This is a genomic window from Nonomuraea sp. NPDC051298 (assembly GCF_055586305.1).
Genome location: NZ_JBVJIM010000014.1, coordinates 244036 through 264183 on the forward strand (window position 1 = coordinate 244036; position 20148 = coordinate 264183).

Below are 20148 nucleotides of genomic sequence, written 5' to 3' on the forward strand. Positions count from 1 at the left end.
CTCTCCGATCCCCACCTATTTCGCATCGCAAGCGGTTGTGAGCAGAGCTTCGACATCGACGGCCGCGCCGGTCAGCAGCGACCTGCGCACGCCTTCGCCGAGCGCCACCGCCCACGCCGCCTCCGCGGCGTCCGCCAGCCGGCCGCCGCCCTCGGCGAACAGCTCGCGCACCAGCCGCTCGTCGGCTCCCAGATGGCCGCCGTCCTCCCCGTCCACCTCGATGTCACGGCGCTCGCCGAACATCGGGTACAGCACGACGGGCGGCTGCCCGGGACCCGCCTGCCTGCCGTACTCCAGGCTGGTCTCGATGCGGCCGTGCGTGCCGTTGATCCCCAGCCGGTAGCCCTCCCACGGCGCGGAGAACTGGATGGAGTACGACAAGTGCGCGCCGCCACGGTAACGCACCAGCGCCGCGTAGTTGTCCTCGATGTCGATCTCGGCGTCGTAGAGGTAGCGCTCGGGCCCGTCGTACTGGTGGCCGCGCAGCTCGGGCAGCTCCACGCCCTCCTCCCGCCAGCGCCGCCCGTACGGGCACCTGGCCCGCTGCTCGGACACCGGCAGCGCGGCGCCGGGGTTGTGCGGGCTGTCCGCCCCGAAGTACGCCCGCGAGCCCGAGGCGAACACCTGCCGTGGCACGTCACCCAGCCACCAGCCGACCAGGTCGAAGTGGTGGCAGCTCTTGTGCACCTGGAGCCCGCCCGACAGCGCCGCCCGCCGGTTCCACCGGCGGAAGTAGCTGGCCCCGTGGAGCGTCTCGACGTTCCAGACCAGCTCGACGCCGAGCACCCGGCCGACCGCGCCCTCGTCGAGCAGCCGTTTGACGAGCCGGTGGCGGGGGGCGTGGCGCAGGTTGTGCGCGACCCGCACCTGGCCGGGAGCGGCCGCCGCGAGGACGCGGGCGGCGGCCTCGGCGGTGGTGACCATGGGCTTTTCCGAGATCACCCGTAGGCCGTGCCGGAGGCCCGCCATGATCGCCTCGGCGTGGGTGTGGTCGGGCCCGGCCACCAGCAGCGTGTCGGGACGGGTGGCGGCGACCATGCGGTCGAAGTCGCCGGGGGCGTACCAGGCCAGGCGTTCGTCGAACTCCGCGACCCGGTCCCTGTCGGGATCCAGGACCGCCACCAGTTCGCCGTGGGCCGCGTACGGGCCGAGCAGGGGGCGGGCGAACACCGACATAGCCCGCGCGCTCATCCCCGACAGCGCGTAGCGTCTCCTGGGTTCTCTGCTGGGCGCGTCACCGGACATGGGCCGCCTCCGGCACCAGAGCCGCCGAGCCGGGGTCGAGGAAGAGCACCGCGCCCCGCTTCTCGCGCAGGAACGTGGCGGGGCAGTGCGCGCCGACCGGCCCGAGCAGGCTGTCCCTGACGGCCTCGGCCTTGCGCCGCTCGGGCACGACGGCCTGCACGACCGACGCGCTGAGCAGGGCGGGCACGGTCAGCGTGATGGCCGTGGCGGGCACGTCGGCGACCGTGGCGAAGTGGCCCTCGCCGACCTGCTGCAGCCGGGACCGCTCGGCGAGCGTGATGACCTTCACCCAGTGCGGGTCGGCGGGGTCGGCCTCGTGGGGCTCGTTGAAGGCCAGGTGGCCGTTCTCGCCGATGCCCAGGCAGACCAGGTCGAGCGGGGCGGCGCGCAGCAGGTCGGCGTAGCGGCCGCACTCGGCCTCGGCGTCGGGGGCGTCGCCGCCGATGTAGTGGACGGCGGCGGGGCCGAAGGGGTCGGCCACGTTCTCCTTGATCCAGCGGCGGAACGCGGCGGAGTGGCCGGCCGGGAGCCCGGCGTACTCGTCCATGTGGAAGACGGTGACCGCCTCCCACGGCACCTCCTCCTCGCGCAGCGCCCGGACGAAGGCGAGCTGCGAGTTGCCGGTGGCGATGACCACCCGTGCCGCGCCGCCGGCCGCGACACGCTCACGCAGCACGCCGGCGGTGTGCCGGGCGGCGGCGGTGGCGAGCGCCGCCTGGTCGGCGTGCACGCCGACGGCCAGGTGCCCCGCGTCGAACCGGGCGAGAGGCTGGGTCACAGTGCGACTTCCTTTCTGATGAGCTCCCCGGCGCCGTGCCGGGCCATGGCGCGCAGGTCCGCGCGGAGCAGGTCGGTGAAGCGCCGCTCGTACGGCAGGTCGGGGCCGAAGATGTCGTCCGCGCCGAGCAGGGCGTCGAGGCGTTCTGCGGGCTCCCCTCGGGCGAGTTCCCGCAGCCTGGCCGCGTTCGGGTCGTCGACCTCCACGGGGCCGCCGTCGTCGGCCGTGCCGGTGACGACGTGCCGCAGCCAGGCGGCGACGGCCAGGCAGGCCCAGCGCGGCTCCGCCCCCGCCGCCAGCCGTTCCCGTACGGTGCCGAGCAGCCTGATCGGCACCTTGAGCGAGCCGTCGGCGGCCACCTGGGCGCAGCGGTGGCCCAGGGCGGGGTTGCGCATGCGGCGCAGGGCGGTGGCCGCGTACTCCCCCAGGTCGGTGCCGGGCGGCGGGTCGAGCGTGGGCAGCACGTCGCGGTGGGCGAGCAGCCTGGCGAAGCCCGCCAGCGCCGGATCGCCGAGCGCCTGGTCGATGCGGTCGTGCCCGGTGAGGGCTCCGGCGTAGGCCAGCGCGCTGTGCACCCCGTTGAGCACCCTGATCTTGGCCCGCTCGTGGCGGGCGACGTCGTCGGTGAAGACCGCACCCGCCCGCTCCCAGGCGGGGCGCCCGCCGGGGAAGCGGTCCTGCAGGACCCACATCCGGTACGGCTCGGCCACCACGGCCGCCCTGTCGGGCACTCCGGTCAGCTCGGCGGCCAGCGCGTAGTCGGCCGGGCTCGTGGCGGGCACGATGCGGTCCACCACGGTGGCGGGGAAGGCGACGCCGTCCGCCACCCAGGCGGCCGTGCGGTCGTCGCAGGCCGCCAGCACGGCGCGTCTGGTCGCCGGGCCGTTGCCCGGCAGGTTGTCGCAGCACACCACCGCCAGCGGCGGGCCGCCCGCCGCCGCCCGCGCCGCGAGCCCGTCGGCCAGCAGCCGCATGGGAGCGCCCGGCGACGCGTCGGCGTACGCCTTCTCGGTGATCGTCAACGTGACCACGCGGGTGGCCGGGTCGGCCAGCCGGGCGATCACCTCGGTCCGCTGCGTGGGGGCGTGCAGCGTGCGCCCGATCGCGGTGACCGGTTCGGCCCAGGCCCGTTCGTGCTCGCGCACCAGCACGTGGTAGCGGTGGCCCTGCGCGCGCAGCGCCTCGACCACCCCCGCCGAGCGGGGCGCGACCGCGCAGACCCGCCAGCCTCCCGCCAGGTGCGTGTAGACGGCCTGGTGGGCACGGTGGAACGCGCCCAGGCCGAGATGGAGCACGCCCTCGCCGTGGCCGGTCATCACATCACCGCGCCGATCTGCCAGGGGACGAACTCCTCCGCGCCGAAGCCCAGTTCCTCGCTGCGGGTGCGCCGGCCGGAGGCGACCTCCAGGAGCAGGTCGAACAGGCGCGACCCGGCCGCGTGCAGGTCCTCCTCGCCGTCGGCGATCGTGCCGCAGTTGAGGTCCATGTCGTCGGACAGGCGCCGGTACATCTCGGTGTTGGTGGCCACCTTCACGCTGGGGACGGGGCGGCAGCCGTACACCGAGCCCCGGCCGGTGGTGAAGCAGATCAGGTTGGCGCCGCCGGCCACCATGCCGGTGGCCGAGACGGGGTCGTAGCCGGGGGTGTCCATGAAGACCAGGCCGCGTTCCGTGACGGGCTCGGCGTACTCGTGGACGGCGGTCAGCGGGCTGGTGCCGCCCTTCGTCACCGCGCCGAGCGACTTCTCCAGGATCGTGGTGATGCCGCCCGCGCGGTTTCCCGGCGAGGGGTTGTGGTCCATGCTGCCGCCGTGGGCCGCCACGTACTCGCGCCACCAGGCGATGCGCGCCATGAGGCGTTCGGCGACCTCGGGGCGGGCGGCCCGCTCGGCGAGCAGGTGTTCCGCGCCGTAGATCTCCGGGGTCTCGCCCAGGATCGCCGTGCCGCCCTGGGCGACCAGCAGGTCGGCGGCGACGCCGAGGGCGGGGTTGGCGGTCAGGCCCGAGTAGCCGTCGGAGCCGCCGCACTGCAGGCCCAGCACCAGCTCGGAGGCGGGCACCGGGGTACGCAGGGCGGCGCCCGCCTCGGCGGCCACCTCCGTCAGCGCGGACACGGCGGCGGCGACCGTGCCGGCGGTGCCGCCGTGCTCCTGGATGGTGAGAGCGGGTACGGGCAGGTCGAGCGCGGAGATCTGGTTGACCTCACAGCCGAGGCCGATCATGACGAGGCCGGCGAAGTTGGGGTGCCGGGCGTAGCCCTCCAGGGTGCGGCGGAGGATCGCCTGGCCCTCGCCGCTCTCGTCCAGGCCGCAGCCGGTGCCGTGGGTGAGCGCCACGACGCCGTCCACGCCGGGCGGCAGCGCGTCTGACAGGCGCAGGGCGGCGAGCTTGGCGACCGTGGCCGAGCAGTTGACCGACGTGAGAATGCCCAGGTAGTTGCGCGTGCCGACGCCGCCGTCCCGGCGCAGGTAGCCGTCGAAGGTGGCCGCGGGCCGGGCGGGCAGGCGCTCCGGGGCCTTCGCGGGCGCCCGCAGGCGGCCCTGGTCGTCCTCGTAGGCGAGGTTGTGGGTGTGGACGTGGGCGCCCGCGGGGATGTCCGCGTCCGCGACGCCGATGCGCTGGCCGTACTTGCGGACCCAGGTGCCGCGCGGCAGCGCGCGTAACGCGAGCTTGTGCCCGCGCGGGACGGCGCCGGCGACCTGCAGCCATCCGCCGCCGACAGGCACCTGCTCCCCCGCCGCCAGGTCGCGCAGCGCGACGGCGACGTCGTCGTCCTCGCGCAGCAGCAGTACGTCCTCAGCCATGAGCCCTCTCCCCGATCCCGTCCTTGTCCACCACCCACCGGCCGCCCACGATCGTGGCGCGCGCGGTGAAGTCCTCGTCGAACAGCGCCAGGTCGGCCAGGTGCCCCTGGCGGAGCGTGCCCTGGCGGCGCAGGCCGAGCACCCGGGCGGGCACGGAGGTCGCCATCGCGACCGCCTCGTGCGCGGGCAGCCCTGCCGCCGCGTGCAGGTGCCCCACCATCCGGTCGAGCCCGGTCGTGCTGCCCGCGAAGCAGCCCGCCGAGGGGAGCATGCCCACCCCGTCCTCGACGACGCACTCCAGCGCGCCCAGCCGGTACGGCGTGCCGTCCGCCAGCCCGGCCCCCGGCGTGGCGTCGGACACCGCGCAGAGCCGCCCGCCGAGGCAGCGGAAGGCGATGCGCAGCAGCTCGACCGGCAGGTGCCGGCCGTCGGCGATGACCTCCGCGGTCAGGCCCGTGGAGGCCAGCGACTCCTCCAGCAGGCCGGGCACGCGCCACGGGCCCTCGCGGGTGAGCGACGACTGGCCGCTCCACAGGTGGGTGAGGTGGGTCGCTCCGGCGGCGACGGCCTCGGCGAAGCGCGCTCCGCACGCTTGGCTGTGCCCGATGGCGACGACCGTTCCCGCGGCGGCGAAGGCGCGGACGGCCTCGATGCCGCCCGGCAGTTCAGGGGCGAGGGTGATCATCGTGGGGCGCCCCGCGGCCAGCAGCCGCTCGACCGCCGCCGCGGACGGAGGGATCAGCAGGGCCGGATCGTGGGCCCCCGCCTGCTCGGGCGCGAGGAAGGGCCCCTCCAGGTGCACGCCGAGCAGGCGCGCGCCGTCACCGGGCGGATCGGCCGCCAGCGCCGTGCCGAAGGCCAGGGTCTCCGCCAACTGGCCGAGCCCGGCGGTGGCCAGCGAGGCCGCCATCGCCGTCACCCCGAACCCGGCGTGCGCGGCCAGCACACTCTCGTACCCGGCGCGGCTGGGGGCGTCGAACCCGTGGCCCGCCGCTCCGTGCGCGTGCAGGTCGATCAGCCCCGGCGTCAGGTAGCGGCCTCCCGCGTCGATCCTGACCACCCCGGCCGGCAGGTCGCCGGGGGCGGTCAGAGCCTCGATGAGGCCGTCGCGCACCAGCACGGCCAACTCGTCGTCGACCCGGTCCTGCAACACCACCCGGGCGCCGACGAGCGCGTAACCCTTCATGTGATCCTCTCGGTGCAAGCGGTTGCGCACCTTGTCTACCCTATGAAACTGGGTTCGATCAAGCATCGTATGGAAATTGCGGCAATCGCTTGCGCACTCCGTACCCATGCCCCCTAAGATCGATCGACACCACCGGGAAGGAGCGGCCATGGCCAGGTTCGACGGGAGAAGAGCCCTCGTCACCGGCGCGGGTTCCGGCATCGGCGAGGAGATCGCGCGCCGCCTGCTCGCCGAGGGGGCCGACGTCGCCATCGCCGACCTCGACCCGTGGCGCGCGGCCGACGAACTCGGCGCCACCCCCCTGCGGCTGGACGTCACCGACGCGGCGGCGGTCCGCGCGATCGACTACGTCCCCGACCTCCTGGTCAACAACGCCGCGACCTGCTCCGACACCCCCTTCCCCGAACTGGGCGAGCAGGAGTGGGACGCCGACCTGGCCTCGGTGCTCAAAGGCCCCTTCCTCGTGTGCCAGGCGCTGATCCCGCGCATGGCCGAGCGCGGCGGCGGCAGCGTGGTGATGGTGGGGTCCATCAACGCCTCGGCCTTCTTCGGCAACGACGCCTACAGCGCGGCGAAGGCCGGGCTGGAGAGCCTGACGAGAGGGCTGGCGGTCAGGTACGGGCCGAAGGGGGTCAGGGTCAACCTGGTCGCCCCCGCCACCGTGCGCACCCCCATCTGGGACGAACGGCTGGCCCGCGACCCCGGCCTGATGGAGCGGCTGACCTCCTGGTACCCGCTCGGCCGCATCGGCACCCCCGCCGACGTCGCCGCCGCGGTGCTCTACCTCGCGTCCGACGAGGCCGCCTGGATCACCGGCACCGTCCTGCGGGTGGACGGCGGGCTGAGCGCCGGCAACGCCCGCCTGGTGTCCGACATCCTGACCGAGGACTACCTGCGGTGAACGACCTGCGGCTGGCCGTGATAGGCGCGGGCCAGCGGATCAGCATCGCCCAGGAGGCGCACCGGCCGGGCGGGGGCGCCCGCGTGGAGTCGGTCTGCGACCTGGACGAGGGCCGGCTGGCAGCGGCCCGGCGGCTCTTCGGCCCGGGGACGCGTACGTCGACGCGGGTGCGGGACGCGCTCGACGACGTGGACGCCGTCATCGTCGCCACACCCGACCACCTGCACGCCGCGCACGCCGTCGAGGCGCTCTCCCGCGGCCTGCCGACGTTCGTGGAGAAGCCGCTGGCCGTCACCGTGCGCGACTGCGACGACGTCCTGGAAGCCGCGATGCGCCACCGCGCGCGACTCTACGTGGGCCACAACATGCGCCACATGCCGGTCGTCAGGCAACTGCGCGAACTCATCCGGCAGGGCACGATCGGCGAGGTACGCGCGATCTGGTGCCGCCACTTCGTCGGCCACGGCGGCGACTACTACTTCAAGGACTGGCACGCCGACCGCCGCCGCACCACCGGGCTGCTGCTGCAGAAGGGCGCGCACGACATCGACGTCATCCACTGGCTCAGCGGCGCGCGCACCGAACTCGTCACCGCCATGGGCGGCCTGTCGGTCTACAACCGTGTCACCGACCGGCACGCCGACGGCCAGGAGAAGGACGAGCGCTGGTTCGACCCGGCGCGCAACTGGCCGCCGCTCGCCCAGCGCGGGCTCAACCCGGTCGTGGACGTGGAAGACCTGTCGATGATGCTGATGCACCTGGACAACGGCGTCCAGGCCAGCTACCAGCAGTGCCACTACACGCCCGACTACTGGCGCAACTACACGGTGATCGGCGCCGAGGGCCGGATGGAGAACTTCGGCGACCATCGGGGCGAGAGCGTCATCCGGGTGTGGAACCGCGGCCGCCGCGACTACGACGCCGACGGCGACCTCGTGCTGCCGGTACGTGAGCGGGCGGGCGGCCACGGAGGAGCCGACCGCGCGCTGATGAGCGAGTTCCTGCGCTTCGCCCGGCACGGCGGAGCCACGGAGACCTCCCCCGTCGCGGCCCGCGACGCGGTCGCCACGGCGGCGCTGGCGACCGAGTCGCTGCGGGACGGTTCGAGGCCGCGCGCGGTCCCGCCGGTCTCCCGCGAGCTGGCGGCGTACTTCGCGACCGGCCAGACGCCCCCGGCCGGGACGCCCGCGCGACCGCCGGACTGAGCCCGGCCGGCCACAGAGTTCCCAACGGCAACAACAAGGTCATTTGTACGAAATGAGTAGTTCCGAGAATGGAGGGCGGAAGACGGCTACGGGAGGGAATCGCCTTGGAGATCAACCACTCGATCATGCGGAGCAGCGGCGACGACCTCCATGCAGAAGGCGGCGAGTTCAGCCGTGCCGTCAGCGGGCTGCTCACCAGCCTGGACGCCCTCCTCCCCCACTTCGGCAACCCGGCGACCGACGAGGCCACCCAGACCTTCCGCAGGGGCGCCGACGGCCACCCCGGTTTCGACGCCGCGTACGACGACCTGAGCACCGCCCTGCGCAACCTCACCAGGGCGTACCAGGACATCGGAGTCGGCGTGGTGGCGATGAGCGGCAACGTCAAGGCGGCCGACTGGGCCTCCACGGTCGACACGTACGCCTCCGTCGGGGAACTCGTCGAGTTCGCCAGGCGCGGGGACGACGAGATAGCCGTTCCCACCTCCCCGGTGGAACTGAGCTGAGCAGGCGAACATGCCTGTCGGACTCGCGACCAAGGTCGCGCTGGGTGGCATGGCCGGCGTCGGCCTGGCCGGGGCGCTGGCGCCCGAGTTCCTGTTCGGCGTCTCCTACCTCGAAGGCGACCCCGAGAAGATCCGGGCGGCGGCGGACGTGCTCGACGAGATCGCCGACGAGATCGACCGGCACTTCCGTGAGGCGAACAACGCCGCCGAACGCGTCTGGAGGAACTGTTCCGGCCCGGCGGTCGACGAGTTCGCACGTTTCTGGGCCGAGGACTTCGGCCACGCCGTTCTCGCGGTCTCGCTCAAGCACCGCAGGGCGGCGGCCGCCTGCCGCGCCTACGCCGACGTGGTCGAGAACGTCAACCACGCGATCAGGGTCCTGTGCTGGATCATGACGGTGGAAATGATGTTCACCATCGGATTCCAGGTACTCACCTGGAAGCTCCTGCAGGCGATCATGCGGCGGAAGGCGATCCTGTTCAAGCTGTCCGCGCGTCGCTGGGTCACCCTGGTACTGCCCACCTTGGCCTACTACGTCGCCGACAGCGCGGCCTACGCCTTGGGCCAGGTGGCGATTCCCCTGGGGTTCAACCTCGTGGGCGGCATCGAGACCGACCTGTCCGGCAACGAGGTCAGGTCGGTCGACCACAACCTCACCACGTTTCTCCAGCACTTCGTCGCCAACATGGCCTTCGACGGGGTCGCCGACGGCGGCGCGGCCCTGATGTCCAAGGTGCCCGGTCTGCGGGCCCTCGGCACCACGTACCATCTGCCGAACGGCACGGCCCTCAACACCGGCAGCTTCGTTCCGCGTCTGGCGGCCTCGACCACGTACTCGATGGCCATCGACGCGCAGCGTGGCGACAATCCCTGGTTCGGCGCCGAGAATGGTCTCACCGAGGAGGAGATGTACCAGAAGTTCCTTATCCACGGCACCCGGAGCTTCATTCCCCGCCTCAAATGACCGCCTACCGTCCGTTTTCGAGGTGGGGCCGCGCCACCTCCATGAGCCGGCGCGCCGCGTCCTCGGTGGCCGTCTGCGACAACTCCACGATCGCCTCGGCCAATTCCTGAGATCCGATCTTCATGGCTCTCGGATCGATGCGTAATCCGACCAACTGCCCCGACGAAGAAACCCGCACCCTGATGTTGCCGTCCCTGCTCTCCGCCTCGCCGACGACGTCTTCCACCTGGCGGATCACATCAGAGAATTCCGCGGAGTTGGCCTGAAACTCCGAGATCAGTCGATCCAGCTCGAGATCACCGGTTTTATGGTCACGTTCCATCATAGAATATGATTTACCCCATACATCACATAAGTAGCAATAGCCCCCATACAGATATTCGGCACCTGAATTCTCGTTGAACGGCGCTGAAGGGCTGCTCGCCCCGATGGGAAGATCCGCGCCGCCGTCACCGTGGTGCGGCCGGCGCCGCCGTGAAGCGTGTGTGCGTGCCGAGGTCGCCGAGCCGGTCGAGCGCGGCCAGCCAGCTCGCCCCGGCCGCGCCGTCCCGCGCGGTGACCACGTCTCGACCGGTCAGCAGCGTCATGACCGTCGTGCGTACCGGACCGTCGGCGGTCAGGACGCCGCCGGCCAGCACGATCGGCCCTTCGCCGGCCAACCGGTCCGCCGTCGCCACCAGCCGCCGCGCGGCCTCGCCGACGATCTCCGCCGCGCGCCCGTCCCCGGCCGCCGCCGCCTCGGCCACGAGCGGTGACGCCGCCGCCACCATCATCCGGTCGGCCTGCGCCAGCCGCACGATGCGGTCGGCGCGCCACCGCGGCTCGCCCTGCACGCCGAAGTGGGCGCTGACCAGCTCCACCAGCCGCCCGTACGGCAGGCCGCGATCGAGCGCGCGGACGGCCGCGCGTACTCCGGCCCGGCCGATCCAGAACCCTCCTCCCTCGTCGCCGAGCAGCCACCCGAGCCCGTCGGCGACGGCCGCCACCGTGTGGTCGGCGAAGCGGGCGGCCGCCGCCCCCGTTCCGGCGAGCAGCAGCAGGCCGGAGGGCGCCGGGGTGCCGGCCGCGTAGGCGACCTCCACGTCGCCCACCAGCCTGGGCGGCGCCGCGATGCCGCACGCGGCCCAGGCGCGGCGCAGCACCTCGGCGAAGCCGTCGTCCGCGCCCGCCACCCCCGCCACCGAGGCGGCCACCAGTGAGGGGTCCAGGCCGTCGAGCGCGCGGCGCAGGGCCTGCTCGATCGCCGCCGCGGCCGCCGCGGCTCCGTGCGCGGCGGGGTTGCCCGGTCCTGCGGTGCCGTACCCGAGCCGGGCGCCGTCGGCCGTGTGGAGGGCGGCCCGGGTGGTGGTGCCTCCGGCGTCGATGCCGGCGAAGAGGATCACCGGACCAGCCTGGCCGCGCCGGGGTCGAGGGTGAAGGTCGTGCCGCAGCGCTCGTAGGAACCGGTTGCCGGGTCGAAAGCCTCGGTGATCCCGTCGAGCGTGGCCTCGACCGGCTCGTCGAAGCGGGCGTTGCAGACGAACCGCAGGCGCTCGCCGTAGTGGCCCACCAGGACGTCGCCGATGCGGTCGACCGACGTCCAGCCGGTCAGCTCCGCCGCCACCGGGCGAAGCCAGCGGGTGTTGAGGTCGCGCACGACGCCGTAGCGCTCGGTCCGGACGCCGTCCCCGCCGATGAGCGCCGGCTGGAAGCCCTCGCCGCGCGCCGGGTCGGGCGTCCAGTAGGTGAAGTACTGGACGCCGGTGTAGCCGTAGGCCAGGGCGGTGTTGACCTGCCAGGCCATCTCGGCGGCCGACGGCTCGCGGTGCCCGTCGTAGGCGAGCGTCTGCACGTACATCCAGGCGGGCACGCCGGCTCGGCGCGCGTGCTCGCGCACCGTCGCGAGGTCGGCGAGGTAGCCCTCGTCGAAGCCGTCGGCCAGGAACGGATAGCGGTCGAACGAGAGCACGTCTGGGCGGACGATTCTGGCGTACTCCCCCACGTACGCGTCGTAGGTACCGGTGGCGTGGCTCGGGAAGAGGTTGGCATAGGCGAAGGCGCCGGCCGCGCGCGCGGCGGCGACCCCGGCCGCCACTCTGGGGAACTGCTCGGCGTGCGGCTCGTCCATGAGGCTGAGACCGCGGAAGGAGCGGTACGGGCGGTAGTCGTCGACCACGCGGCCGAGCAGCGGCGCGGGGTCCACGTCCAGGTCGCGCATGAGCACGTCCACGCGCGGGTCGGAGGCGACCAGCACGCCGAGCCCCGCCTCCTCGGCTTGGGCCAGCGCGTGTCGCAGGATGACGCGGTCGTTGAGGTAGTTGCCGGTGATGACCAGGTCGATGCCGGCCTCGGCGATCTCCCGGTAGCGGGCGGCCGTCGTCTCGTGGGGAGGCGGAGGCCAGAAGGCGGCGATCGTCAGGTTCACAGCGCCCCCGTCCTGATCCGCCCGGTGTAGCGGGTCACAAGGGCGTCGTTGTGCGCGTCGGCGCCGGGGATGTTGGCCGACAGGTAGACCGGCGGGACCGTTCCCTCGGCCAGGAGCAGGCCGATCGCCTCGGCGACCATCAACTGCACGATCAGCGCCGAGGTGATCGAGGAGATGCCGCAGACCGGGCCGTGCTCGGTCGGCAGGACGGCGTCGCCGTACGGGGCGAGGTTGTCGATCACGATGTCCGCCAGCTCGAACAGCCGCTCCCCCGACGGATGGCGCGAGGTGATGGCGCCGGAGTGGGCCAGCGAGGTGATCGCGATCAGCGGCAGGCCGCGTTCCTTGACCAGCCGGGCCATCTCCACGGTCGAGCCGTTGCCGCCCGAGTTGGAGGCGATGACGAAGGCGTCCGTCTGCTCGATCGTGTGCAGGGCCAGCACCTGGTGCGCGGTGTGCGGGTCGCGCTCGGCCAGCGGGTCGAACTCGTGCGGGTCGGCCGAGCCCAGCACCACCGGGTCGCGCAGGGCGAGCCGGTTGGTGGGGATCAACCCGCCCGCCCGGCCCGCCACCTCCAGCGCGACCGCCTCCGAGTGCCCTGTCCCGTACGCGTGCACGACGCCGCCGGCGCGTACGGTCTCGGCGATCAGCGCCCCCGCCCGCCTGATGGTGGGCAGTTGGCCGGTCACCAACTGGTCCAGGCGGGAGCGGGCCTCGTCGGCGAAGGCCATCACAAGATCCATAGATGGTTTCCTCAACGGTTCATGCCGGCGGTCAGGCCGGCGACGATCTGGCGTGTGGCCAGGACGAAGAGCACGACCAGCGGGATCGTCGTCATCACCAGGCCGGCGAAGAGCGTCCCCCAGTCGTTCTGGAACTGGCCGAAGAAGTGGGTGAGACCGACCGGCAGGGTCAGCTTGCTCTCATCCCGCATCAGGACCAGGGGATAGAAGAAGTCATTCCATATCGGTACGAACTGGAAGACCACCACGGTCGCGAGCGCGGGCCGGACCAGCGGCAGCATCACGTGCCAGAAGGTCGCGAACGGCCCGGCGCCGTCCAGTGCCGCGGCCTCGTCCAGTTCGTGCGGCAACTGGCGGAAGAAGGCGGTCAGCACGAAGACGTTGAACGGGACAGAACCGGCCGCGTAGACCAGCACCAGCCCGGTCAGCGAGTCCACCAGCCCCATGCCCTCCAGCAGGTAGAACAGCGGCAGTACGCCGAGATGGGCGGGCAACGTCATGCCGGAGATGAAGTAGGCGGCGAACACGCCGCGGCCCCGGAACTCCCTACGGCCCAGCGGGTACGCCGCCAGCAGCGAGACCACCGCGCCCAGCAGCACCGCGCACACCACGACGACCGCCGAGTTGACCACGTAGGTGGAGAAGGAGGCGTCCGTCCACGCCTTGACGTAGTTGCCGAAGCCGGTGGGCCGGCCGAGCGGCTGGTCGAAGATCTCGCTGGTGGGCCGGAGCGAGCTGAGCACCATGACGACCAGCGGCGCCATGGAGAAAGCCGCGTAGCCCCAGAGGAGGATCTTGATTCCGAGCGCTCTCACGCCTTCCTCCTCAGGACCCGCTCGAGCAGCAGCGTCGAGCCGAAGATGAAGGTGAACATGAAGACCGCCAGCGCCGAGGAGGTGCCCAGCGCGTTGACGTCGCCCGAGGCGAAGGCGGTCCGGTAGAACAGCAGGCCGAGCACGTCCGTCGCGCCCGCGGGGGCGCCGTTGGAGCCGCTGAGCGCGTAGACCAGGGCGAAGGTGCCCATGCTGCCGATGAAGCTGAGGATGGTGACGGTCGCCATGGCCGGCTTGAGCAGCGGCAGCGTGATGCGCCAGAACACCTGCCAGGAACTGGCGCCGTCGGTCCTGGCCGCCTCGCCGTACTCCTGAGGGATGCCGCCGAGGGCGGCGCTGAACAGCAGCATCGGAAAGCCCACCCACTGCCAGGTGGTGATCAAGATGACGGTCGGCAGCGCGGTTTCCGGGTCGCCCAGCCACGGCATCGCCAGGCCGAGCGGCTTGAGCAGCGCGTTGACCGGGCCGAAGGTGGGGCTGAGCAGCAGGGTCCACAGGTAGCCGATGACCAGGGGATTGACGAGGTACGGCAGGGCGAACATGGTCTGCAGGGCCCGCTTGCCGCGCCGTACCCGGGACAGCGCGACCGCGAAGGCCAGACCCAGCGTGTTCTGCACCAGCATGCTGCCCGCGAACAACAGGAAGTTGTGCCCCAGCGCCGGCAGCAACTGGTCGAGGAACGTGCCCGACAGCAGACCGGCGTAGTTGTCCATCCCGACGAAGTCGTCGCGCAGCGTGCCCTTCCAGGAGAAGAAGCTGTAGGACAGGCCGGTGAACAGCGGGTAGACCACGAAGGCCGAGTAGAGGAGGAAAGCGGGGATCAGGAACAGGTACGACGATCCCCGCCGCGTGCCTAGAGCCATGCGGACACGCTCTTGTCCAGCCGCTCCGCCGCTTCCTTGGCGGTGATGCGGCCCAGCAGCATCTCCTGCAGCGCCTTGGAGAACACGGCGGACGAGGAGGGGTTGCCGTAGGCGAACTCGTTCATGAAGTACGTCGCGCCGTGCTGGTCGAAGGTGGTGGCCACCTCGCCGAGCAGCGGGTCCTTGGGCGTGACGCCGGGCACGGCGGAGAAGGTGCGCAAGGTGTCGGTGTAGAGCTGGCCGTAGTCCTTGGAGGCCAGCCAGGCGGCGAACTTCAGCGCCTCGGCCTTGTGCCTGGTCTTGACGTTGACGCCGTAGGAGCCGTCGGTGAATCCGGGCATGAGGCCCTGGCCCTCCGGCACGGGCGGCGTGAAGACGCCCAGCTCGACGTCCTTGGCGTTCTCGGTGAAGAAGTTCAGCTCCCACAGGCCGCCGGGGAACATGGCCGCCTTGCCGGAGGAGAACAGGATCTGCGCGTCGGTGTAGGAGACCCCGGCGACGTTCTCGGGGAAGTACGGCTTGAGCTTGTTGAGCTGGTCGATGCCCTCGACGAAGCGCGGGTCGGCGAACTTCTTCTGCTTGGCCTTGACTGCGGCGGTGAACTCGTCGCCGCCCCAGCGGGCGGTGCCGAAGATGCTCGCCACGATCGGCAGCATCCAGTCGTCCTTGCCGCCGAAGGCGAACGGGATGATGCCCTTGGCCTTGAGCTTCTCGGCGGCGGAGATCATCTCGTCGTAGGTTTTCGGCGGGGTGAGCCCGTTGTCCGCGAAGATCTTTTTGTTGTAGACCACCTGCAGGGTCTGCAGGGCGAACGGCACGCCGTACACCTGGCCGTCCTTGTCGCCCTTGGCGGCGCGCAGGACGCCCGCGTCGAAGTTCGCCAGGCCGGGCACGTCCTTGGCGTCGAGCGGGAGCAGCCGTCCCGCCTCGACGAGCGGCTGCAACTGGGGTCCGGCACGCAGCCAGGCCAGGTCGGGCCCGCTGTCGCCGGCCAGGCCGGTGGACAGGATCGTGTCGTACTCGGTGGAGGTGGTGAAGGAGCGGGCGTCGACGTCGACGCCGGGGTGAAGCTTCTCGTACTCGGCGAACATCTTGTCGTAGTTGGCCTCGGGACCCCACCCCCAGACCGAGAGGGTGACCTTGCCCTGACTGGCGCGGGTGGTGGCCGAAGGGGCACAGGCGGTGACGGCTATCGCCAGGGCGAGAGCGGCGGCGAGGCGCATGAGGGGCTCCTAGCGTGGGGGGAGGCGGTGCTTGGCGACGGCTTCGGTGGCGGCGGTCAGCAGTTGGTTGCTGGTCTCGTGGGTGCGCTGGACGACGCCGATGTAGAGGCAGTCCAGAACCAGCATCTGGGTGTGGCGCGCGGCCACCCCGCCCGCGCGGAAGGGGGTGTCCTGCGCGGCGGTGGTGAGGACGATGTCGGCGGCCTCGGCCAGCGGGCTACGGGGGAAGTTGGTGACCGCGATCGTGGTGGCACCACGTTCCCTGGCGATGGTCAGCGGCTCGACCACCTCGGCCGTGGTGCCCGAGTGGGAGATGCCGAGCGCCACGTCCTGGCCGTCGCGGGCGTTGGCGCTGCAGACCGCGCTGTGCACGTCGGTCCATAATGCGCACGGCCGGCCGACGGCGTGCAGCCGCAGGTGCAGGTCCATGGCCACGCCGGCGCTGCCGGCGACCGCGAAGAAGTCGATGAACCTGGCGTTCACCAGGGCGGAGACCGCCTGGTCCACCGCCTCGATGTCGAGCTGGGCCGCCGTCTCCTCCATCGCCCGCATGTCGCTGGCCAGGAGGCTGCGCAGCACCAGGCTCGCGGGGTCGTCGGGAGAGAAGGCGATCAGGCTCTGCTCGCGCGGGGTGGCGTCGTTGCGGCCGAGTTCGGCCGCCAGCGCCAGCCTCAGCTCGGGGTAGCCGGCCAGGCCCAGCTCGCGGCAGAAGCGGGTGACGGTGGTGAGGGAGGTGCCGCACCGCTCTGCCAGCTCGCCGATGGTCGAGGCGGCCACGGCGGCGGGCTCCGCGAGGATCGTCTCGGCGATGCGCCGGTGGGTCGCGGTGAGGGTGGGCTCGACCCCCCGGATTCGGGCCAGGATCGGTGACATGGGAGGAACCCTCCCGCCTTCCGGCAGTTATGTCAATAGTTCACATTGGACATCGAATGTTAGAAAATTACCCTCTTGCGCGATCCGATGGGAGCATGTCACTTTCAAGGCCATGCGCAACCTCCTCCTCGCGCTGGTGCTCGGGAGCGCCAGCCTCCTCCCCACCCGTGCCGACACGGTGGACATCCAGTTACTGGCCTTCAACGACTTCCACTCGGGCTTCCCGACCAGCTTCGCCGCGACGCCGTCCGGGACGGTCCCGGCGGGCGGCGCCGAGTACCTGGCCGCCCACCTGGACCGGCTCCAGCGCGACAACCCCAGTGGCACGCTGCGGCTGTCGGCCGGCGACAACATCTCCTCCAGCACCATGAACGCCACCGCCCTGCACGACGAGCCGGGCATCCAGGCGCTCAACCTGATGCGCCTGGACGCCTCCAGCGTCGGCAACCACGAGTTCGACGAGGGCCTGGCCGAGTTCCGCCGGATGGAGAACGGCGGCTGCCACCCGATCGACGGGTGCGCGCTGCCGAACTTCAAGGGCGCGGACTTCCCGTACCTGGGCGCCAACATCGTCGACACCACCACCGGCAAGCCCGCGATGGCGCCCTACATCGTCAAAGAGGTCAAGGGCGTCAAGGTGGGCATCATCGGCGTCAGCTACAAGAACACGCTGAAGGAGGCCCCCGGCCCGACCGCGCCACTGGAAGGGCGCGACGAGGCCGAGGCGGTCAACACCTACACGGCCGAGCTCAAGGCCAAGGGCGTCCGGACCGTCGTGGTCCTGATCCACCAGGGCGGCGGCCAGACCGGCGGCGGCCTGCCTGATCAGTGCAACAACCTGGCCGGGCCGATCAAGGACATCGTGCAGAAGTTCGACCCCGAGGTCGACGCCGTGATCTCCGGGCACACCCACAACCCGTACAACTGCGTGATCAACGGCATCCCCGTCACCCAGACCTCGGCCCACACGCGCGAACTCACCAAGATCGTCCTCACCGTCGACCGGGCGAGCGGCAACCCGACCGGTTCCAAGGCCGAGAACATCACCGTCACCCACGACATCAAGCCGGACGGCCAGATCGCCGCCCTGCGCCGCAAGACCGACGAGCAGGGCCAGAAGCTGCTGGACCGACCCATCGGCACGCTCAACCGCGACCTCACCGCCCAGCGCAACGCCGCCGGCGAGTCCACCATCGCCCACGCCCTGGCCGACGCCCGGCTCTTCGCCACGGCCGCCCCGGAGAAGGGCGGCGCCCAGATCGCGATCCAGCCGCCCTACGGCGGCGGCATCGGCGGAGACCTGATCGTCAACCCCACCGGCAACGAGATGTCGAACCTGGTGACGTACGGCAAGGCGCTGCGCGTGCAACCCTTCAGCAACATGCTCGTCACCATGACGCTCACCGGCACCCAGTTGGAGCGGCTGCTGGAGCAGCAGTGGTGCGGCCAGAGCACCGCCCGCGTGCTCGGCATCTCCCAGGGGCTCACCTACACCTACGACAACGCCAAGCCCGCCTGCGACAAGATCGACCCGGCCACCATCAAGCTCAACGGGACCGTCGTCGATCCGGCCGCGAAGTACCGTCTGACCGCCAATTCCTTCATCGCGACCGGCGGCGACAGCTTCTCCCTGCTGACCGAGGGCACCGACCGGGTGGAGAAGGTACGCGACATCGAGGCCTTCGAGTCCTACATCCGGGCGAAGAGCCCGCTGCAGGTCCCGGCCATGGGCCGGGTCACCCGGGTGAACTGACCGTTCGCCGAGTGACGCAACGATGACGGAGGACGCCGGCGACGGCGCGCACGACTCACGGTCGGCGTCCTCCGCCCCAGGTTCGCGCGGTCGGGGCCGGTAAAGCGGGTCCTCGTTCCAGGACGCGATCCAGGTGCGGAAGTCCTTCTCCAGCGCCTGCACCGTCTTGCGCACGCCGCGTCGTAGCTGCTTGGTCGCCAGTTCGGCGAACCAGCATTCCACGTGCCTGACCTGGCTCGGTCAGCATGCATCGGCGCCGTCTTCTTCTCGGCCGAACTCCTGATGGCCGAACTCCTGATGCTTGTCGCGCTTGAGCCGGGCGTCGGGTTTCGAGTGCCGGTGAGAGCCGCGTGCTTGCGCCGTGGGCGAAGACGTTCCGCTGTGGGCGATGAGAGGGTGCCACGCGCGGGGCCAGGGGCGATCGTGGAGGGGCGGGGCGGTCGAGCGGAGAGGGGTGCTCACGCGATGGCGGTGGTCGAGGTGCTGGAGCCGGGTGAGTCGCGGTTACGCCTGGGCGTCCGGCCTGCGTGTCGGCGCTGGTCGGGCGCGTGCGCCAACCCGGGGAAGGCGGACGGCCGACCTCGTGCGACCCCGTGCCCAGGGAAGTTGAGGGGCTGACCGCGTGCGACTCGTGCCGCTCCGCGTCGATGTGACGGCGCTGCGGAATCCCGCCTTCCGGCTGATCGCGTCGGCGCAGATCGCGTTCGTGATGGGCGAGCAGGTCCTCGCGGTCGCCGTCACCGTCTCGGTGCTCAGCGCCGGGGGTGATGCGGGCGTGGTCGGTGTCGTGCTCGCGGCCAAGGGCATCGCTTCGCTGTGCCTGCTCCTGGTCGGAGGAGTCTGGTCCGATCGCCTGCCGCGACGGCGGATCCTGACCGTCATGCTCGCCGTGGACGCCGTCGCGGCGGGCGTCCCCATCGTCGTGGCGGGCCGCAGTCCTGTGGTGTGGCTGCTGGCGGTGGTCCTGTTCGTGGTCGGCGCGGCGGAGGCGTTCATCCGGCCCGCCCTGAACGCCATCCTGGCCGGGACGCTCGACGAAGACCGGCGGGTGTCCGGCCGCGCCCTGGTCAACCTCTGCACCCGGACAGGGGTGATCGCCGGCCCGGTGACCGGCACGCTGCTCGCGGGCGGCGGCGCGGTCCTCGCCTTCGTGCTGGCAGCGCTGTTGTTCGCGGCCGGCGCGCTCACCTTCCGGCGGGTCGCGGAGCCGTCGTGGACGCCGGTCGCCCGCCGTTCCCTGCTCAAGGAGGCGACTGCGGGAGTCGCCGACGCCGCTCGCCGGCCGTGGCTGGCGGGCCTGCTCCTGTTCTCCCCGGTCAGCCTCATGTTCGTGATCGCGCCCAGCCAGGTGCTGCTGCCCGTGCTGAGCCGGGACGCGTTCGGGTCCTTCACGGCGTACGGCACGGCCCTGGCGTGCTACGGCGCCGGCGGGCTGATCAGCAGCGTCACGATGATGGCGTGGCAGCCGCGCCGCCCGGGGATCGTGGCCATGTGCTCGATGGCGTCGTACGCCCTCGTGCCTCTCGGCCTGCTGTACGCTCCTTCGGTCTGGGTGCTCTTCTGCTGCTACCTCGTGGCCGGCTTCGGCGTGGAGACCTATGCCCTCTGCTGGGACGTCGCGATGTATCGGGAGGTGCCCGACCAGTTGATCGGACGGGTCACCTCGCTGGCCTGGCTCGCCACGTTCGGCCTCATGCCGTTCGGTCAGGCGGTCACCGGGCCGCTGGCGGCCCTGGCCGGAAACCACGCCGTCCTCATGGGCGCGGCGGCACTCGTACTGGTGATCCCGCCGTGCCTGCTCCTCGTCCCCGGGATGGCCCGGCTGCGCGGGACGCGCCCGCCGAGCTGAGCACGCGGGCGACCGCCAG

Annotated in this window: 19 protein-coding genes; 6 read left to right on the forward strand and 13 right to left on the reverse strand. The window is 71.7% G+C overall.

All coding sequences use genetic code 11. The annotated features are described in order from the left end of the window. Nucleotides 1-15 precede the first annotated feature (15 nt). The 5 genes from ACZ6S0_RS34250 to ACZ6S0_RS34270 are packed head-to-tail and all read right to left on the reverse strand — an operon-like array spanning nucleotide 16 to nucleotide 6012. On the reverse strand, nucleotides 16-1245 hold the full coding sequence (locus ACZ6S0_RS34250) for a Gfo/Idh/MocA family protein (protein ID WP_465923454.1): 1230 nt from the start codon (nucleotides 1243-1245) through the stop codon (nucleotides 16-18). Continuing rightward, nucleotides 1235-2023, reverse strand: coding sequence for a 6-phosphogluconolactonase (locus tag ACZ6S0_RS34255; protein ID WP_465923455.1), 789 nt, complete (start codon nucleotides 2021-2023; stop codon nucleotides 1235-1237). Before ACZ6S0_RS34255 ends, ACZ6S0_RS34250 begins: the two co-directional genes overlap by 11 nt. Then, nucleotides 2020-3339 carry a mannitol dehydrogenase family protein gene (locus ACZ6S0_RS34260; protein ID WP_465923456.1) on the reverse strand — a complete coding sequence of 440 codons (1320 nt, stop codon included), beginning with the start codon at nucleotides 3337-3339 and terminating at the stop codon, nucleotides 2020-2022. Before ACZ6S0_RS34260 ends, ACZ6S0_RS34255 begins: the two co-directional genes overlap by 4 nt. Further along, nucleotides 3339-4826 (reverse strand): UxaA family hydrolase, encoded by a 1488-nt coding sequence (locus ACZ6S0_RS34265; RefSeq protein ID WP_465923457.1) that lies wholly within the window; start codon nucleotides 4824-4826, stop codon nucleotides 3339-3341. The genes ACZ6S0_RS34260 and ACZ6S0_RS34265 overlap by 1 nt, the downstream gene beginning before the upstream one ends. Then, entirely contained in the window at nucleotides 4819-6012 is a 1194-nt protein-coding gene (locus ACZ6S0_RS34270; RefSeq protein ID WP_465923458.1) for an N-acetylglucosamine-6-phosphate deacetylase, read from the reverse strand. The genes ACZ6S0_RS34265 and ACZ6S0_RS34270 overlap by 8 nt, the downstream gene beginning before the upstream one ends. Before the next feature lie 148 nt (nucleotides 6013-6160). On the opposite strand from ACZ6S0_RS34270, the gene ACZ6S0_RS34275 reads away from it, so the two are divergent. The 4 genes from ACZ6S0_RS34275 to ACZ6S0_RS34290 all read left to right on the forward strand — a co-directional run bounded on the left by ACZ6S0_RS34275 (nucleotide 6161) and on the right by ACZ6S0_RS34290 (nucleotide 9588). Next, complete coding sequence (locus ACZ6S0_RS34275) at nucleotides 6161-6913, forward strand: SDR family NAD(P)-dependent oxidoreductase (protein ID WP_465923459.1); 753 nt, start codon at nucleotides 6161-6163, stop codon at nucleotides 6911-6913. Next, nucleotides 6910-8118: a Gfo/Idh/MocA family protein gene (locus ACZ6S0_RS34280; RefSeq protein WP_465923460.1), complete on the forward strand. Its 1209-nt coding sequence runs from the start codon at nucleotides 6910-6912 to the stop codon at nucleotides 8116-8118. The genes ACZ6S0_RS34275 and ACZ6S0_RS34280 overlap by 4 nt, the downstream gene beginning before the upstream one ends. A gap of 104 nt (nucleotides 8119-8222) precedes the next feature. After that, a complete protein-coding gene (locus tag ACZ6S0_RS34285) occupies nucleotides 8223-8624 on the forward strand; it encodes a hypothetical protein (protein WP_465923461.1) in 402 nt (133 codons plus the stop codon). Between the two features lie 10 nt (nucleotides 8625-8634). After that, on the forward strand, nucleotides 8635-9588 hold the full coding sequence (locus ACZ6S0_RS34290) for a WXG100-like domain-containing protein (protein WP_465923462.1): 954 nt from the start codon (nucleotides 8635-8637) through the stop codon (nucleotides 9586-9588). A 4-nt stretch (nucleotides 9589-9592) separates the two neighbouring features. Here the strand turns inward: ACZ6S0_RS34290 and ACZ6S0_RS34295 are convergent, their stop codons facing one another. From ACZ6S0_RS34295 to ACZ6S0_RS34330, 8 genes are all read right to left on the reverse strand, one after another. Further along, nucleotides 9593-9913: a YbaB/EbfC family nucleoid-associated protein gene (locus tag ACZ6S0_RS34295; RefSeq protein ID WP_465923463.1), complete on the reverse strand. Its 321-nt coding sequence runs from the start codon at nucleotides 9911-9913 to the stop codon at nucleotides 9593-9595. Nucleotides 9914-10037: 124 nt separating this feature from the next. Then, nucleotides 10038-10970 (reverse strand): N-acetylglucosamine kinase, encoded by a 933-nt coding sequence (locus ACZ6S0_RS34300; RefSeq protein ID WP_465923464.1) that lies wholly within the window; start codon nucleotides 10968-10970, stop codon nucleotides 10038-10040. Continuing rightward, nucleotides 10967-11992, reverse strand: coding sequence for a hypothetical protein (locus tag ACZ6S0_RS34305; RefSeq protein WP_465923465.1), 1026 nt, complete (start codon nucleotides 11990-11992; stop codon nucleotides 10967-10969). Before ACZ6S0_RS34305 ends, ACZ6S0_RS34300 begins: the two co-directional genes overlap by 4 nt. Then, nucleotides 11989-12735: a sugar isomerase domain-containing protein gene (locus tag ACZ6S0_RS34310; RefSeq protein WP_465923466.1), complete on the reverse strand. Its 747-nt coding sequence runs from the start codon at nucleotides 12733-12735 to the stop codon at nucleotides 11989-11991. The genes ACZ6S0_RS34305 and ACZ6S0_RS34310 overlap by 4 nt, the downstream gene beginning before the upstream one ends. Nucleotides 12736-12746: 11 nt before the next feature. Further along, nucleotides 12747-13550 carry a carbohydrate ABC transporter permease gene (locus ACZ6S0_RS34315; RefSeq protein ID WP_465923467.1) on the reverse strand — a complete coding sequence of 268 codons (804 nt, stop codon included), beginning with the start codon at nucleotides 13548-13550 and terminating at the stop codon, nucleotides 12747-12749. Beyond that, nucleotides 13547-14431 (reverse strand): carbohydrate ABC transporter permease, encoded by an 885-nt coding sequence (locus tag ACZ6S0_RS34320; RefSeq protein WP_465923468.1) that lies wholly within the window; start codon nucleotides 14429-14431, stop codon nucleotides 13547-13549. Before ACZ6S0_RS34320 ends, ACZ6S0_RS34315 begins: the two co-directional genes overlap by 4 nt. Next, complete coding sequence (locus ACZ6S0_RS34325) at nucleotides 14422-15654, reverse strand: ABC transporter substrate-binding protein (protein WP_465923469.1); 1233 nt, start codon at nucleotides 15652-15654, stop codon at nucleotides 14422-14424. The genes ACZ6S0_RS34320 and ACZ6S0_RS34325 overlap by 10 nt, the downstream gene beginning before the upstream one ends. Nucleotides 15655-15663: 9 nt before the next feature. Then, nucleotides 15664-16527: a MurR/RpiR family transcriptional regulator gene (locus ACZ6S0_RS34330; protein ID WP_465923470.1), complete on the reverse strand. Its 864-nt coding sequence runs from the start codon at nucleotides 16525-16527 to the stop codon at nucleotides 15664-15666. A gap of 112 nt (nucleotides 16528-16639) precedes the next feature. Between ACZ6S0_RS34330 and ACZ6S0_RS34335 the strand changes: the two genes are divergently transcribed. Both ACZ6S0_RS34335 and ACZ6S0_RS34340 read left to right on the forward strand, forming a co-directional pair. Then, a complete protein-coding gene (locus tag ACZ6S0_RS34335) occupies nucleotides 16640-18280 on the forward strand; it encodes a bifunctional metallophosphatase/5'-nucleotidase (RefSeq protein ID WP_465923471.1) in 1641 nt (546 codons plus the stop codon). 622 nt (nucleotides 18281-18902) lie between these two features. Further along, on the forward strand, nucleotides 18903-20129 hold the full coding sequence (locus ACZ6S0_RS34340; protein WP_465923472.1) for an MFS transporter: 1227 nt from the start codon (nucleotides 18903-18905) through the stop codon (nucleotides 20127-20129). The last annotated feature ends 19 nt before the right edge of the window (nucleotides 20130-20148 follow it).